Annotated in this window: 9 protein-coding genes and 1 pseudogene; 7 read left to right on the top strand and 3 right to left on the bottom strand. The window is 42.5% G+C overall.

Going from position 1 to position 15295, the window contains the following annotated elements; genetic code table 11:
• The first annotated feature begins 34 nt into the window (after positions 1–34).
• The 3 genes from ileS (at position 35) to BLO53_RS19835 (ending at position 5776) form a co-directional block, all read left to right on the top strand.
• Positions 35–3226: an isoleucine--tRNA ligase gene (gene ileS, locus BLO53_RS01390; RefSeq protein ID WP_026489535.1), complete on the top strand. Its 3192-nt coding sequence runs from the start codon at positions 35–37 to the stop codon at positions 3224–3226.
• A gap of 177 nt (positions 3227–3403) precedes the next feature.
• The gene (locus tag BLO53_RS01385; RefSeq protein ID WP_092058537.1) at positions 3404–3802 is read left to right on the top strand and encodes a hypothetical protein; all 399 of its coding nucleotides are present in this window, start codon (positions 3404–3406) and stop codon (positions 3800–3802) included.
• Positions 3803–3817: 15 nt separating this feature from the next.
• The gene (locus BLO53_RS19835; protein WP_330388781.1) at positions 3818–5776 is read left to right on the top strand and encodes a flagellin N-terminal helical domain-containing protein; all 1959 of its coding nucleotides are present in this window, start codon (positions 3818–3820) and stop codon (positions 5774–5776) included.
• A 117-nt stretch (positions 5777–5893) separates the two neighbouring features.
• On the opposite strand, the gene BLO53_RS19810 is transcribed toward BLO53_RS19835, so the two are convergent.
• Entirely contained in the window at positions 5894–7216 is a 1323-nt protein-coding gene (locus tag BLO53_RS19810) for a flagellin N-terminal helical domain-containing protein (protein ID WP_092058536.1), read from the bottom strand.
• 249 nt (positions 7217–7465) lie between these two features.
• On the opposite strand from BLO53_RS19810, the gene BLO53_RS01365 reads away from it, so the two are divergent.
• A complete protein-coding gene (locus BLO53_RS01365) occupies positions 7466–9946 on the top strand; it encodes a glycogen/starch/alpha-glucan phosphorylase (RefSeq protein WP_092058534.1) in 2481 nt (826 codons plus the stop codon).
• Positions 9947–9964: 18 nt separating this feature from the next.
• On the opposite strand, the gene BLO53_RS01360 is transcribed toward BLO53_RS01365, so the two are convergent.
• On the bottom strand, positions 9965–10876 hold the full coding sequence (locus BLO53_RS01360; protein WP_092058532.1) for an AraC family transcriptional regulator: 912 nt from the start codon (positions 10874–10876) through the stop codon (positions 9965–9967).
• A 195-nt stretch (positions 10877–11071) separates the two neighbouring features.
• Between BLO53_RS01360 and BLO53_RS01355 the strand changes: the two genes are divergently transcribed.
• The 3 genes from BLO53_RS01355 to BLO53_RS01345 all read left to right on the top strand — a co-directional run bounded on the left by BLO53_RS01355 (position 11072) and on the right by BLO53_RS01345 (position 14965).
• Positions 11072–12325, top strand: coding sequence for a 5-bromo-4-chloroindolyl phosphate hydrolysis family protein (locus tag BLO53_RS01355; protein WP_092058530.1), 1254 nt, complete (start codon positions 11072–11074; stop codon positions 12323–12325).
• A 33-nt stretch (positions 12326–12358) separates the two neighbouring features.
• Positions 12359–13519 carry a toxic anion resistance protein gene (locus BLO53_RS01350; RefSeq protein WP_092058528.1) on the top strand — a complete coding sequence of 387 codons (1161 nt, stop codon included), beginning with the start codon at positions 12359–12361 and terminating at the stop codon, positions 13517–13519.
• A gap of 264 nt (positions 13520–13783) precedes the next feature.
• Positions 13784–14965 carry a galactokinase gene (locus tag BLO53_RS01345; RefSeq protein ID WP_092058526.1) on the top strand — a complete coding sequence of 394 codons (1182 nt, stop codon included), beginning with the start codon at positions 13784–13786 and terminating at the stop codon, positions 14963–14965.
• 35 nt (positions 14966–15000) lie between these two features.
• Here the strand turns inward: BLO53_RS01345 and BLO53_RS19415 are convergent.
• Positions 15001–15295, bottom strand: a pseudogene (locus BLO53_RS19415) (hypothetical protein); the annotation flags it as partial.

Genomic DNA, 15295 nt, shown 5'->3' with positions numbered 1-15295 from the left:
GGGCTTCTTTTTTTATCAAGAAAGGAGCTCAAAGATGTACAACAAAGTCGATACCGACATGAACTTTGTCGGCAGAGAAAAGAAGATTGAAGAATTCTGGAAAAATGAGAATATCTTCCAGAAGAGTGTGGACACTCGTAGTAAGGGCGATATGTATATGTTCTACGATGGCCCTCCAACAGCAAACGGTAAGCCTCATATTGGTCACGTTCTTACACGTGCCATCAAGGATATGATCCCTAGATACCGCACAATGAAGGGATATACTGTTCCTCGTAAGGCTGGTTGGGATACTCACGGTCTTCCAGTTGAGCTTGAAGTAGAGAAGATGCTGGGCCTTGATGGTAAGGAACAGATTGAAGAATACGGAATGGAGCCTTTCATCAAGAAGTGTAAGGAATCTGTTTGGAAATATAAGGGAATGTGGGAAGACTTCTCTGGCACAGTTGGTTTCTGGGCTGATATGGAGCACCCATACATCACTTATGATGATAATTTCATCGAGTCAGAGTGGTGGGCTCTTAATGAAATCTGGAAGAAGGGTCTTCTGTACAAGGGCTTTAAGGTAGTTCCTTACTGTCCTCGTTGTGGCACACCTCTTTCATCACACGAGGTTGCTCAGGGATATAAGACATTAAAAGAACGTTCTGCTCTCGTTCGCTTCAAGGTTAAGGGCGAAGATGCATATTTCCTTGCATGGACAACTACACCTTGGACACTTCCTTCAAACATCGGCCTTTGCGTAAATCCAGATGAGAAGTACGTTAAGGTTAAGGCTGCTGATGGAAACGTATACTACCTTGCTGCAGCTCTTGCAGACAACGTACTTGGTTCTCTTGCAAAAGAGGAAGGCCAGAAGGCGTACGAAGTTCTTGAGACTTATGTAGGTACAGACCTTGAATATAAAGAGTATGAGCCACTTTACCAGTGCGCAGCTGATGAGGCTGAGAAGCAGCACAAGAAGTGCTTCTTTATCTACTGCGATAACTATGTAACTATGACAGATGGTACAGGCATCGTACATATCGCTCCTGCATTCGGTGAAGACGACGCAAGAGTTGGACGTAAATATGACGCTCCACTTGTACAGATGGTAGATTCAGAAGGTAAGCTCAAGGCAGAGACTCCTTTTGCAGGCATGAGATGTAAGCCTACTCAGAAGGAAATGGATGAGGGTGCAATTAGTGCAGATCCAGAGGTGTTGAAAGACCTTGATAAGAGAGGACTTCTCTTTGGCGCACCTAAGATGGAACATGATTATCCACACTGCTGGAGATGTGGTACACCACTTATCTACTATGCTCGTTCATCATGGTTCATCAAGGTTACAGAGGTTAAGGAAGACCTTATCCGCAACAACAAAGAGATTAACTGGGTTCCAGAGTCAATCGGTAAGGGACGTTTCGGCGACTGGCTTGAGAACATTCAGGACTGGGGTATCTCCCGTGACAGATATTGGGGAACACCACTTAATATCTGGGAGTGTGACGACTGTGGACATCAGCTTTCTGTAGGTTCCAGAAAAGAGCTTGCTGAGCTTTCAGGAGATCCTAGCGCAGAGACTTGTGAGCTTCACAGACCTTACATTGATAAGTTTGAGATCACATGTCCTAAGTGCGGCAAGAAGATGCACAGAGTAAAAGAGGTTATTGACTGCTGGTTCGATTCAGGCGCAATGCCATTTGCTCAGCTCCACTACCCATTTGAGAATAAGGAACTCTTCGAGAAGCAGTTCCCTGCTGAGTTTATCTCAGAGGCTGTAGACCAGACACGTGGATGGTTCTACTCACTTCACGCAGAGGCAACACTTCTTTTCAATAAGCCTGCATTTAAAAATGTTATAGTACTCGGCCTTGTGCAGGATGAAAATGGACAGAAGATGAGTAAGTCTAAGGGTAACGCTGTTGATCCTTTCGATGCTCTTGAAAAATATGGTGCAGATGCTATCAGATGGTACTTCTACACTAACTCAGCGCCTTGGCTTCCTAGCCGTTTCTCAGGTGATGCAGTTATGGAAGGACAGCGTAAGTTCCTCGGAACACTTTGGAACACTTATGCATTCTTTACACTTTATGCAAATATCGATGGTTTCGATGCTGCAAACTACAAGCTTGAACTTGATAAGCTTACTGTAATGGATAAGTGGCTTCTTTCTAAGCTCAACAGCTGTGTTAAGGCAGTAGATGATAACCTTAATAACTATAGGATTCCTGAGGCTGGTAAGGCACTTGATAACTTTGTTGATGAGATGTCTAACTGGTATGTACGTCGCAGCCGTGAGAGATTCTGGGCTAAGGGAATGGAACAGGATAAGATTTCTGCTTACATGACTCTTTATACAGCACTTGTTACTGTATGTAAGGCTGCAGCACCTATGGTTCCATTCATGACAGAGGAAATCTACCAGAACCTTGTTCGTAACAGCTTTAAAGATGCTCCAGAGTCAATCCATCTCTGTGACTTCCCTGCTGTTGATGAGTCTCTTATCGACACTAAGCTTGAGAAGGATATGGAAGAAGTTCTTGATATCGTAGTACTCGGCCGTGCTGCAAGAAACGCAGCTAACATCAAGAACCGTCAGCCTATCGGACAGATGTATGTTAAGGCAGAGCAGACTGTAGGCGAGTTCTACACAGAGATCATCAGAGAAGAGCTTAATGTCAAGAATGTAAGCTTTACAGATGATGTTCGTGACTTCACAAGCTACAGCTTTAAGCCACAGCTTAAGACATTAGGACCTAAGTATGGCAAGAACATCGGTGCTATCAAGGCCTATCTTGAAGGCCTCGATGGAAACGCTACTATGGACGAGCTTAATACTAATGGTTCAATTAAGTTCAATGTAAACGACGTAGATGTAGAACTTGTTAAGGAAGACCTCCTTATCGAGATGGCTCAGAAGGAAGGCTTTGTATCTCAGGAGAACTGGGGTATTACAGTTGTTCTTGATACTAACCTTTCAGAGGAACTTATCAATGAAGGTTTTGTTCTGGAGGTTATCAGTAAGATCCAGACTATGCGTAAGGATTCAGGCTTTGAAGTTATGGATCATATCAAGGTTTCTCTTAACGGCAATGATAAGCTTGCGCAGATTGTTAAGGACAACGAGAGCAGCATCTCTACAAAAGTTCTTGCCAACGAAGTTGTTTACGGCTCAGACGTTGCTAATGCCAAGGAATGGGATATCAACGGCGAGAAGGTAACAATCGGAGTTGAGAAGATCTGATCAAAACAGAATAGATGATAAAACGCGAGGGTTCTCCTTAATTGGAGGCCCTCGTTTTTTTGCAAAAAAGTTGTGTAAAATTATCTTGAAGCATAATATACCGAATAAAATTGTCCGATATAAAATAAGACAAAGTAAATAGTATTTGCAAATAGTATTTTGGGGTTAGGAGATAATATGGGACAGATTGTTAATCTAAAGTGCGAAAGATGTGGTTATGAGGCAAACCTATGGGTTGGGGCGGGGATGACCTTTTTTGACATCGAAAAGACAATAACTCTTTTTAATAAAGATACCCAGCAGAGAATAAGAAATGATCTTGAGAAAAATCCAAACGGAACCTGGACCATAACAAAGGAAATAGGCGTCTGCGAAAGGTGCCGCAAGATTTCCGCAATACCTGTATTTATCCTCAATAAAGAGGATGGCACTGTTGTTGAATACAGAGGAAAGTGCATCTGCGGCGGAGATGTGGACATTGTAGATATGGAAAAGGTATTAAGTGGCGAGATCAAACTTGAGTGCCCGGCTTGTGGAGATCTTCTTGTAGCAAGGAATGAGGGGTATTGGGACTGATAGCGGAGTAGCCAAATGGTAGTACAGCATAATATTTCTGGCATGAATGCCAACAGACAACTGAATATTACAACTGGAATCCAGGCTAAATCCTCAGAAAAGTTATCTTCCGGTTACAGGATAAACAGAGCAGCTGATGATGCTGCGGGCCTTGCTATTTCAGAGAAGATGAGACGTCAGGTCAGAGGTCTTACGCAGGCATCAAGCAATGCTCAGGATGGAGTTTCCTGGTGCCAGATTGCAGATGGAGCCTTGAATGAAGTAAGTGACATGCTGGTAAGGGCAAGTGACTTGTCTATTAAGGCAGCCAATGACACGCTTCAGGATACAGACAGAGAATATATAAATGCTGAGGTTCAGCGACTTAGCGAAGAAATAGACAGGATCCATGGAGTTACAGAGTTTAATAATATACATATTTTCTCTGATGAAGGCTTTTCTCCAAGTAATGCAATGGTTACTTCGGGAAAAGAAAATTCTATATCAATGGTCCTTCCCAATGGAACCAATGTAGAAATAACCTGTGAATTTGTAGATAGCGATGGAAATAAGGTTAATACACAAGCCAGCCAGGCTGTTGGTCAGGATACAAGCTATGCTGATTCTGATTATGCCAAGTTCGTTCAGAGTGCGGCTGCTGATGCTATAGCAAATCTATATAATAATTTTCCAACTCTTTTCTCTAATGCTGCATCTAATGACGTTCAGGTTGGACTTAAACTATCTGGCATTGATGGCTCTGGCGGCACACTGGCAAGAGCTTCCCTTTCAATGTCCTATACTAGCTCCTACACGGTCATGAGCTATACTATGCAGATCGATACAGCGGATTATCCATTGTCATCATTTGATAGCATGACAGATGCTCAAAAGGCAGATCTTGCTGCAACAATAGGCCACGAGATGACTCATCTTGCTATGTATGATACCCTGACAGATGGTATGCTATCTGGTTTTCCACAGTGGTTTGTAGAAGGTGTTGCCCAGACTTCATGTGGAGATGGTGGGTGGCTTTCGAATAGCTTAAACCCTGGATCTAGTGAAGCCAACATGAAATCATACATGTCACAACTGGACTCAATGCCCTATGGAGCTGGATATCTGGCAGCTATGTATCTTGGCTACGCGGTATCAGCTGCAGATGGCAATACCGCTGTGAACTCATCTAATATTGCAAGTGGACTTAATAAGCTGATGGGAGAAATGTCAGGTTCTCCTAAAAAGACGTTAGATCAGGCTATAGCAGATCTAACAGGTTATTCAGGTCTTAGCGATTTTGAATCACACTTTAAATCTGCATCAGCCAAATCCGGTGTGGCAGGGCTTGACCCCCTTGCCTTTACAGATGCATTTCTTGATGCAAGAGGTACAAACGGAGCTGGATCTTTGTTTGGAAACTTAAGTACTCCTGAAGAGACTCTTTTTGCTCCTTCATCGCTTACATCGAGCGGATCAAATTATACGATAAATACAGGAAACACCCAGTATGCAAATGCTTATGGAACAGGCTATGTCTTCCCTGAAAAACAAAGCGGTACTGCGACAGGTGAAGGTACAGATGATGGCCTTGGGAATACACTATTTTTGCAGGTTGGGTCAGAAACATCCAGCGAAAATGAGATAGCCCTAAAGAGATTTAACGTGACAATGGCAGCTCTTTCAGAGGGTAAGACCTTTGACACAACTACAAGGCAAAAAGCCCTTGAGACCATTGATACTGTTAAGACCGCAGCTCAGAATGTATCAAGGGTTAGAAGCTACTACGGTGCTATGCAGAATCGCCTTGAGCATACGATCAAGAATCTTGACAATGTAGTAGAAAACACTCAGTCGGCAGAATCCAGGATTAGAGATACAGATATGGCCTCTGAGATGGTCAAATATTCTAATAACAACATTCTGGCTCAGGCTGGTCAGGCCATGCTGGCCCAGGCAAATCAAACTAACCAGGGAGTGCTATCACTCCTTCAGTAGATATAGTAATCATCAAAATGATATTTGAGCAAAAAATAAAGACTGGCTCCGGGATTGAGCATAATTCCCGTTGTCAGTCTTTTTTTGATTAGTCAAATATATGAAAATAGTTTAAGCTCACTGAAGAAGTGAAAGTACACCTTGATTGGTTTGGTTAGCCTGAGCCAGCATAGACTGTCCTGCCTGAGCCAGAATATTATTGTTGGAGTACTTGACCATTTCTGCGGCCATGTCTGTATCGCGAATAAGAGATTCAGCAGACTGAGTATTCTCAACGACATTATCCAGGTTTTTAATAGTGTGTTCCAAACGATTCTGGTAAGCACCCATGCGGCTTCGCTCTTCGCTTACGAAGCTAAGACCATCCTTAATGCTCTCTATAGCATCAAGTGCCTGTCTGTGGCTCATCACACTTATCTGATCAATCTTACAGGTTTGTGCGCATATATAGGGCATTTCCAGAGTAATCTGATTCTGGCTATCTGTTTCTGAGCCTACCTGAAGGATAATATCTCCTTCAGCATCATCATATTTATCCTGCTTTTTGGCAACGCCCTCTCCAAAGAAACCATAGTTTGCTGAAGGGCGCTGATTTGGACGATTATCGTAGATGACTAATTTGCCATTATCTTTAGTGAGCTCTGTGTAGTGGTTGTTGGGATGACCGTTTTGCGTACCGCTTATGATCTTGTCCATAATATCATCAGCATTTTGCGCACCACTGATATCGACATTATAAATATAATGCCTGCCACTTGTTTCTACGGAATTGCCTTCACCATTGTTGAACCTGACGCTGTAATGATTATCGCAGGTACAGCAGGTAAAGTGGAAACCTTTTCCTGCAAGCTCATCTATCATGTCCTGCGAACCATCAAAGCTACTAAAATCAAGAGTGGATGAAGCCTGATTAGTTCCATAGCTTCCGGACATATGTCCCCCATCCGTATCACTTATGCCTACCCAGTCAGGCAGTTTAGTAGAAGAATCAATAGTTACTCCAAGATCAATTCCACCAGTAATTTTTCCCTTTAAAACATATATCTCATTAAAAGTAGTTTTGCCGTTTATGGCGTCAACTTCCTCTTTTATCCTGTCAATTTCAGACTGGATATAGGCTCTGTCTGTGTCTTGAAGTGTATCATTGGCAGCTTTTACAGCAAGTTCATTAGTGCGCTGTAGCATGTCATGAACTTCAGCCATGGCACCATCTGCAACCTGCACGAGAGAAACGCCATCCTGAGCATTTTCTGAGGCTTGAGTAAGACCTCTTATCTGACGGCGCATTTTTTCACTAATAGCAAGACCTGCAGCGTCATCAGCCGCTCTGTTTATCTTGTAACCAGAGGAGAGCTTTTCTGACGACTTGGCCTGAAGATTAGTGGTGATATTCAGTTGTCTGTTGGCATTCATACCAGCTATATTGTGTTGTATTACCATGTTCAGACATCCTTGTGCAGATATTTTCAATATATATATCGGTAAGATAAATGTGAATATTAGTTTCAAATTAGATTGAGCAAAAAGAAATTTTGAAATACCGGTTTTGTGTTTAGGGATATTTAATAAAAAGATAAATGAAATTGCGGTAAAATATATACGTATAGTTTTGTCCATATGGCAAAAACCCACACGGGCACAGAAATGTTTGCTATAATGTTAATAATATCTTGCATTTGAGGAGGCTTTATGAAGAAAAAACAGTTATCTTTTGATAAGGATTTGTTTAAGCGTAGTGTCCTGTACAATGTAAAGACCCTGTACAGAAAAACAATGGAAGAGGCTACACCTCAGGAAATCTACCAGGCAGCAGCATATGCTATAAAGGATGCCATTGTTGATCATTGGATGACTACTCAGAGAGCAGTAGCTGAGCAGGATCCCAAGATTGTTTACTATATGTCCATGGAATTTCTCATGGGAAGAGCATTTGGTAACAATCTGATCAATCTTCAGGCTTATAAGCCGGTAAAAGAGGCACTTGATGAGCTGGGAATCGATGTTAACCTTGTGGAAGATCAGGAACCGGATCCAGCCCTTGGAAATGGTGGTCTTGGACGACTTGCAGCATGTTTCCTTGATTCTCTGTCTACACTTGGATATGTAGCTTATGGCTGTGGTATCCGTTACAAATATGGTATGTTCCGCCAGAAAATCCAGGATGGTTATCAGGTAGAAGTTCCTGATACCTGGCTCGAAAACGGAAATCCATTCGAACTTAGAAGAAACGAGCTTGCCAAAGAGGTTAAATTTGGCGGCTATGTAAATATGTATACTGACGATTATGGCAGGACCATCTTCAAACAGGAAGGCTACCAGGTAGTTAGGGCCGTTCCATACGATCTGCCAGTTCTGGGCTATGGAAACGGCGTGGTTAATACTCTTAGAATCTGGGATGCTGAGCCAATACAGTGTTTCCAGCTTGACTCTTTTGACAAGGGCGATTATCAGAAGGCTGTAGAGCAGGAGAACCTTGCAAGCCAGCTCTGTGAAGTCCTTTATCCAAATGACAATCACATTGCAGGTAAAGAGCTGCGTCTCAAGCAGCAATATTTCTTTATCTCAGCTTCTGTTCAGACAGCAGTTCAGAGATATCTGCGTAATCACGATGATATCAGGCACTTCTATGAAAAGGCTGTATTCCAGCTTAATGATACGCATCCAACAGTTGCTGTTGCAGAACTTATGCGTATCCTGATGGATGAGTATTATCTTTCATGGGATGAGGCATGGGAAGTAACAACTAAGACCTGCTGTTACACAAACCACACTATCATGTCAGAAGCTCTTGAGAAGTGGCCTGTAGATCTTTTCCAAAGGCTTCTTCCTAGAATTTATCAGATAGTAGATGAGATAAACAGAAGATTTGTTGACCAGATCATGAGAACCTACAGTGGCTCAGCCGGAATAGATGTTCAGGCCAAGATACGCAGCATGGCTATCCTCTACGACAATCAGGTCAAGATGGCTCACCTTGCTATCGTCGGCGGACATTCTGTAAACGGCGTTGCCAAGCTCCATACAGAAATTCTTAAAAAGCGTGAGCTTAAGGACTTCTATGAGATGATGCCCGAGAAATTCAATAATAAGACCAACGGTATCACCCAGAGAAGATTCCTGATGCATGCAAATCCTCTTCTTGCAGACTGGGTTACAGAAAAGATTGGAGATGGCTGGATAACAGATCTGTCTCAGATGGATAAGTTAAAAGACTTTGTGGATGACAAGAAGGCTCAGGCCGAGTTCATGGATATCAAGTACAAGAACAAACAAAGACTTGCTGCTTATATCTTAGAGCACAACGGTGTTAAGGTTGATCCCAAGTCCATCTTTGATGTTCAGGTTAAGAGACTTCATGAATACAAGCGTCAGCTCCTTAACATACTGACTGTAATGTACAAGTATCATGATATAAAGACGCATCCTAGTAAAGACTTCTATCCAAAGACCTATATCTTTGGAGCCAAGGCAGCAGCTGGATATCTGACAGCCAAGCTTACGATCAAGCTTATAAATGCAGTTGCGGATGTTATCAACAATGATCCGGATATCAAGGGCAAGATCAAGGTGGTATTTATAGAAGACTACAGGGTTTCAAACGCTGAGCTTATCTTTGCAGCAGCAGACGTATCAGAGCAGATATCTACAGCAAGTAAGGAAGCATCTGGTACTGGTAATATGAAGATGATGCTAAATGGTGCGGTCACAATTGGTACAATGGATGGTGCTAACGTTGAGATTGTCAATGAAGTTGGTGAAGAGAATGCCTTTATCTTTGGACTATCCTCTCAGGAAGTCATGGAATATGAGAAAAATGGCAATTACAATCCAATGGATATCTACAATTCAGATCCTAACGTCAAGACAGTCCTTGATATGCTGGTAGATGGAACCTTCTCCAAGGATAGAGAACTCTTTAGACCTCTGTATAACTGCCTCCTTAATACAGTTAATTCCAACAAGGCAGACCAGTACTTTATACTTAAGGATTTTGAATCCTACATGGAAGCACAGAAAAGGATTTCAGATGCTTACACTGACAAGAAGCGCTGGGCTAGAATGGCTCTTATGAATACAGCTTGCTGTGGCAAGTTCTCATCAGACAGAACTATTCAGGAATACGTAGATGAAGTATGGCACTTGGATAAGGTAAACGTAGAAGCTAAATAATTTGATGCATTGAATTTACTAGTTTGGATCAGTCGATTCCAGATGTTTTTCCTCTATCAATTGTTCTACCTGTTGAAGATGCTCTTTACCTGCTGCATTGTCGCTCTTTGGAAGGGACTTGCGGTAGGTAGAGGGTGAAATGCCTTTTTCCTGCTTGAAGGCTTTTGAAAATACAAGTGGGTCTGAGTATCCGCAGGATATAGCAACTGACTCAATGGGAAGGCTTGTGAGCTGCAGAAGTTCAACGGCCTTGGCAATACGATATCTGGCCAGATATTGCTGCGGCGAAATACCTAGTGCATTCTGGAAAAGAGTATACAAATAGCTTCTGTTGATACACACGTAGTCGGCGATATCTGTGACTTTGATCGGGTTACAGTAATTACTGCGGACATAGGCCTGGGCTCTGTTTACGTAATCATTGGCACTTCCGGAATCACTCTTTGGTGTGACGCTAAGGCCAGATGCAATAACGGACAGAAACATTGATAAGAGCCCGTTTCTTCTAAGATCATCTTCAACACTAAAGGTGTTATGATCCATCATATCTTTTACTATGTCGTATATATCTTTTGATTTCTCACTTTTAAACACAGGCTGCTGAAGGGATAAACCAAGCTGAGATACTATTTCCTCGGCTCTTCGTCCGCCAAAACCTATCCAAACGTAGGTCCAGGGGTCGTTTTCATCAGCTACGTAGTAGGCAAGCTCATCTGGGATGATGAGAAAACCATATTTCTCGTTAAGTGGATATCTTTTCCCTCCAATAGAAAAAGAACCCTTGCCACTTAGCACGTAGTGGATCATAAAGTGGGGCTTAAGGGCGGGACCAAAGCTGTGACCAGGCTCTGTCTGGGACAAGCCGCAGCAATATACGTACAGGTCGTCAGATTCTTCTGTATTAAAAAGTAGTTTATATGCTTTCTCCATGTCTTTTCCTCAAAAAACTATCTATAAACCAATCTTATCAATTATGGATGGTTTAAATCAAGTTATGCGGATTAAAACAAGTTAAAAATGAAACAAATAGGCTCAACAAATTGTATTTTGGGTAGAGTTACTGTAAAATGGACTTGCATCGTGTGTTAAATTTTTGCTTTATTAAGATATACGTGGAGGCAGGTTGTGGAGAAGAATACGCAGGATTTATTGGATGCGGGAAGTGATATATTAAAGAGTGTGACCAAGGCTATAGACACCAATGACTACAGCAAATTGGCTTCAGAGATAGCAAGTACCGTGAAATCAGTCAGCATTGAACGAAGAACTACTTACGCAAGCGGAAGGGTACCAGAGCAGGATCTTAGAGTTGTGCACAGGGTATCTGCTCCAAGAGCAAGGAAATATCCTTTTTTGGCCAAGGGAGTCAGCAAATATAATGGAATATTAGAGGGAATACTTGGTAGTTCCCTGGGATTTTGCTTTTTCTGGGCATTTTTTGGATGTCTGTTTACTCATATCCCAGCACTTATAATTACCTGGCTTGCTTTAACGATTGGCTCAGGTCTTATAGGATTTAGAGGCTTTAAAAAGCTTAAGCTTTCCAAGGAATACCACAAATACGGCAATATTTTAAAGGATGCCGAGTTCTTTAATGTAAGTGATCTTGCCCAGGCAGCTCTTGAGACTGATGAGGATGTCCGCAAGAACTTAAAGGGAATGATGGATCTTGGCTACCTTCCAAGAGGAAGATTTGATTCTACTCAGAGCACATTTATGATTACAGATGCGGCATATCAGCTGTATCTTGGCGCTGAACAGGACAGACTTGCAAGAGAACAGGTAAATGTTGAACAGAAGGCCAAAGATACCAAGAAGAGAGCTGCTGAAAACGGTATTGATCCCAAGGTTCAGAGCATTCTGGATGAGGGAAGCGAGTATATAGCATTTGTAAGACATATCAATGATATTGTCCCTGACAGTGAGGAGATGTCTAACAAGCTCTACAAGCTTGAGAGCATCATGAATAAGATTTTTGAACAGGTTAAAAAAGAGCCTGAGACAGCAGATGATCTTCATAAGCTTATGAATTATTATCTGCCAACAACTAAAAAGCTCCTTACAGCCTATGTTGATCTTGACAGGCAGCAGGCAGGAAACGGTGAAAACGTCAAGCAGACTAAGCGAGAGATAGAAACGGTTATGGATACTATCAACGAGGCATTTGCTAATCTTCTTGATAGTCTATTCCAGGATCTGGCCTGGGATATTTCATCTGATATATCAGTTATGAAGACTATGATGGCTCAGGACGGACTTACAGAAGATGCCCTTATGTCTGGGGTATCAGGTGTGGCTACAGCTCAGGCGGCTCAGACAGCAGGAGGAGCAATGGCACAGGCACAACAAGGGGTAATGCTGGAATTTGACCAGAAATAATAAAGAGAAAAAGTATTTAGGAGGATTTTTATAATGGGTGACGAACTTAATTTTGATGCAGCACCAGCTGCACCTACACTTTCTTTTGGGGCTGAGGCAGCAGCAGAAGCACCAGCGCCTGCAGTAGAACCTGAAAAGGTCAAGGATAAGGGCAACGTTGCTATGGAGGCGCAGCTTTCAGCAGAAGAGCTCAAGCAGGTTGAGGACTTTAGTAAGCAGATCGATATCAGCAACACAACAGGTATCATGAACTATGGTGTTGGAACACAGAAGAAGCTTGCAGATTTCTCTGAGAAGGCAATCGACAATGTCCGCACCAAGGATATGGGCCAGGTTGGTGATATGATCACAGACCTTGTTACTCAGCTCAAGAACTTTGAAGTTGCTGAGGATGAGAAGGGACTTAAGGCTCTTTTCAAAAAGAGTGCCAATAGAATTGAAGGAATGAAGGCTAAGTACAGCAAGGTTGAGACAAACGTTGAGACTATTGCTAATGAGCTTGAGAGGCACCAGGTTACACTTATGAAGGACGTTGAGCTCCTTGACAGAATGTATGACCTTAACCTCAACTACTACAAGGAACTTACAATGTACATCCTTGCTGGTAAGAAGAGACTTGAAGAGGAGAGAAACACAACTCTTGTAGAACTTCAGAAAAAGGCTGAGGCATCAGGACTTCCTGAGGATGCTGAAAAGGCCAAGGATTTTGCTAATAAGTGCGACAGATTTGAGAAAAAGATCTATGACCTTGAGCTTACAAGAACAATTGCTATGCAGACTGGCCCTCAGATCCGTATGGTACAGAGCTCAGATACAGTAATGGCTGAGAAAATCCAGTCAACCATCGTTAATACAATTCCACTCTGGAAGAACCAGATGGTTATTGCTATTGGTATCGAGCATTCAACACAGGCTGCTCAGGCAGAGCGTGAGGTTAATGATATGACCAATAAACTCCTTAAGGCCAATGCAGATGCCCTCAAGGTTGCTACAATCGAGAGTGCTAAAGAGGCAGAGAGAGGAATTGTTGATATCGAGACTCTAAAGCACACTAACGAATCTCTTATCACAACTCTTGATGAGGTTCTTAAGATCCAGACAGAAGGTAAGAGCAAACGCCGTGAGGCAGAGGCTGAGCTTGCTCAGATCGAGACACAGCTCAAGGATAAGCTCCTTCAGGCTGCCAAGCAGTAATTGCACTGTTCTGTATAGATACATAATTTCATATGAACAATTCGACCCGGGTATATGGCTTATGTATACCCGGGTTTTTTCAAAAAATTTTTTAGATGATTATAGTCAACAGTTAACATTTTGACAGGTAATATGAACAAAGAGGTATTTAATTATTTGCAGCATAAATATATAGTATAAGCAGAATAACTGCTCTTTATGAGCAAGTAAGCGGTCAAAAGTTTTAATAGAAATATACATAAAGTTAAAATTCAGGAGGGTTTTATGATCGATCAGAACATGAAGCAGTCAGTTCTTGAGAACTTCGAGAAGGTTTTTGGAAAAAGAGAAGACGTCAAGACATACTTCGCACCAGGAAGAGTTAATCTTATTGGCGAGCATACAGACTACAATGGAGGCCATGTGTTCCCATGCGCTCTTACAATTGGTACTTACGCAGCTGTAGCAAAAAGAGATGATCGCATGGTTCAGTTCTATTCTGTTAACCAGGACAGATTTGGCGTATATGGAGTAAATCTTGATGATATAGATACTATAAGTGACCAGGCTGGTTGGACAAACTACCCAATCGGTGTTATCTGGGCCTTTGCAAAGCGTGGAATGAAGCTTGATAAGGGCTTTGACATGGTTATCAACGGAAATATTCCTAATGGATCAGGTCTTTCATCATCAGCTTCCCTTGAGGTCCTTACTGGATTTATCTTAAGGGATCTCTATAAATTTGATGTTACTAACCAGGATATAGCTCTTATTGGCCAGTATTCAGAGAATAACTACAACGGCTGTAACTGCGGAATCATGGATCAGTTTGCTTCTGCAATGGGCAAGGAGAACAACGCAATCTTCCTTGATACAGCAGATCTTTCTTTTGAATATGCACCAATCAAGCTTGATGGAGCTAAGATTGTTATTGCTAATACCAACAAAAAGCACAAACTTACAGATTCTCAGTACAATGCAAGACGCAGCATGTGTGAGGAAGCACTTGCAATCCTTCAGAAGACTGTTGATATTAAGGGACTTGGAGATCTCTCAATAGAAGAATTTGAAGCTCACAAGGATGTCCTTACAGATCCTGATATGCAGAGAAAGGCCAAGCACGCTGTATATGAGAACCAGCGTACAATCGAGGCTGTTAAGGCTCTTAAGGCAGGAGATATCAATCATTTCGGCGAGCTTATGAGACAGTCCCACGAGTCACTTCGTGACGACTATGATGTAACAGGCATTGAGCTTGATACACTTGCAGAAGAAGCATGGAAGATCCCTGGAGCTATCGGTTCTCGAATGACAGGCGGCGGATTCGGCGGCTGCACAGTTTCAATTGTTAAGGACGAGGCTGTGGAAAACTTCAAAAAGACAGTTGGAGAAAACTACCGCAAGAAGATTGGCTATGATGCAACCTTCTACACAGTAGAAATTGGCGGTGGCCCACAGGAAGTTTGATCTTAGGTTTATTAAAAGTTTCCCAATCTGCCGGACTATAGATTTCCGGCAGAAGGGTTAGCTTCCTTTCTTGGGCGACCACGTGGCCGCTTGGGTTTTATTTCAACTTGATCCTTTGGCTTCGGCTTTCGCCCGCGTTTCTTAGGCTCAGGCTTTGGAGCCGGCTTTGAAAGCCCAAGAGCTTCGAGCTCTTCCATTGCGGTTTGTATTGTGTGCACCCAAAACCCGTCAGCGGATGATGGCTCTGCAGGTGCATCCGCCCTACGCCATGCTGATGAAAGATCATCCATGAGTTCACCATAGGACATCTGTTTCAGAAGTCCAGCATTT

The sequence above is a fragment of the Butyrivibrio sp. INlla14 genome (assembly GCF_900102515.1).
Classification (GTDB): domain Bacteria; phylum Bacillota; class Clostridia; order Lachnospirales; family Lachnospiraceae; genus Butyrivibrio.
The sequence above is the reverse complement of the archived record's forward strand: the minus strand, read 5'-3'. Positions and strand labels throughout refer to the sequence as shown.

What these genes read in the sequence shown, in the direction of transcription:
- BLO53_RS01385 (WP_092058537.1), top strand. Translation starts at nt 3,404, where the DNA reads ATGGGACAGATTGTTAATCTAAAGTGCGAAAGATGTGGTTATGAGGCA.
- BLO53_RS19835 (WP_330388781.1), top strand. Translation starts at nt 3,818, where the DNA reads ATGGTAGTACAGCATAATATTTCTGGCATGAATGCCAACAGACAACTG.
- BLO53_RS19810 (WP_092058536.1), bottom strand. Translation starts at nt 7,216, where the DNA reads ATGGTAATACAACACAATATAGCTGGTATGAATGCCAACAGACAACTG.
- BLO53_RS01350 (WP_092058528.1), top strand. Translation starts at nt 12,359, where the DNA reads ATGGGTGACGAACTTAATTTTGATGCAGCACCAGCTGCACCTACACTT.
- BLO53_RS01365 (WP_092058534.1), top strand. Translation starts at nt 7,466, where the DNA reads ATGAAGAAAAAACAGTTATCTTTTGATAAGGATTTGTTTAAGCGTAGT.
- ileS (WP_026489535.1), top strand. Translation starts at nt 35, where the DNA reads ATGTACAACAAAGTCGATACCGACATGAACTTTGTCGGCAGAGAAAAG.
- BLO53_RS01345 (WP_092058526.1), top strand. Translation starts at nt 13,784, where the DNA reads ATGATCGATCAGAACATGAAGCAGTCAGTTCTTGAGAACTTCGAGAAG.
- BLO53_RS01360 (WP_092058532.1), bottom strand. Translation starts at nt 10,876, where the DNA reads ATGGAGAAAGCATATAAACTACTTTTTAATACAGAAGAATCTGACGAC.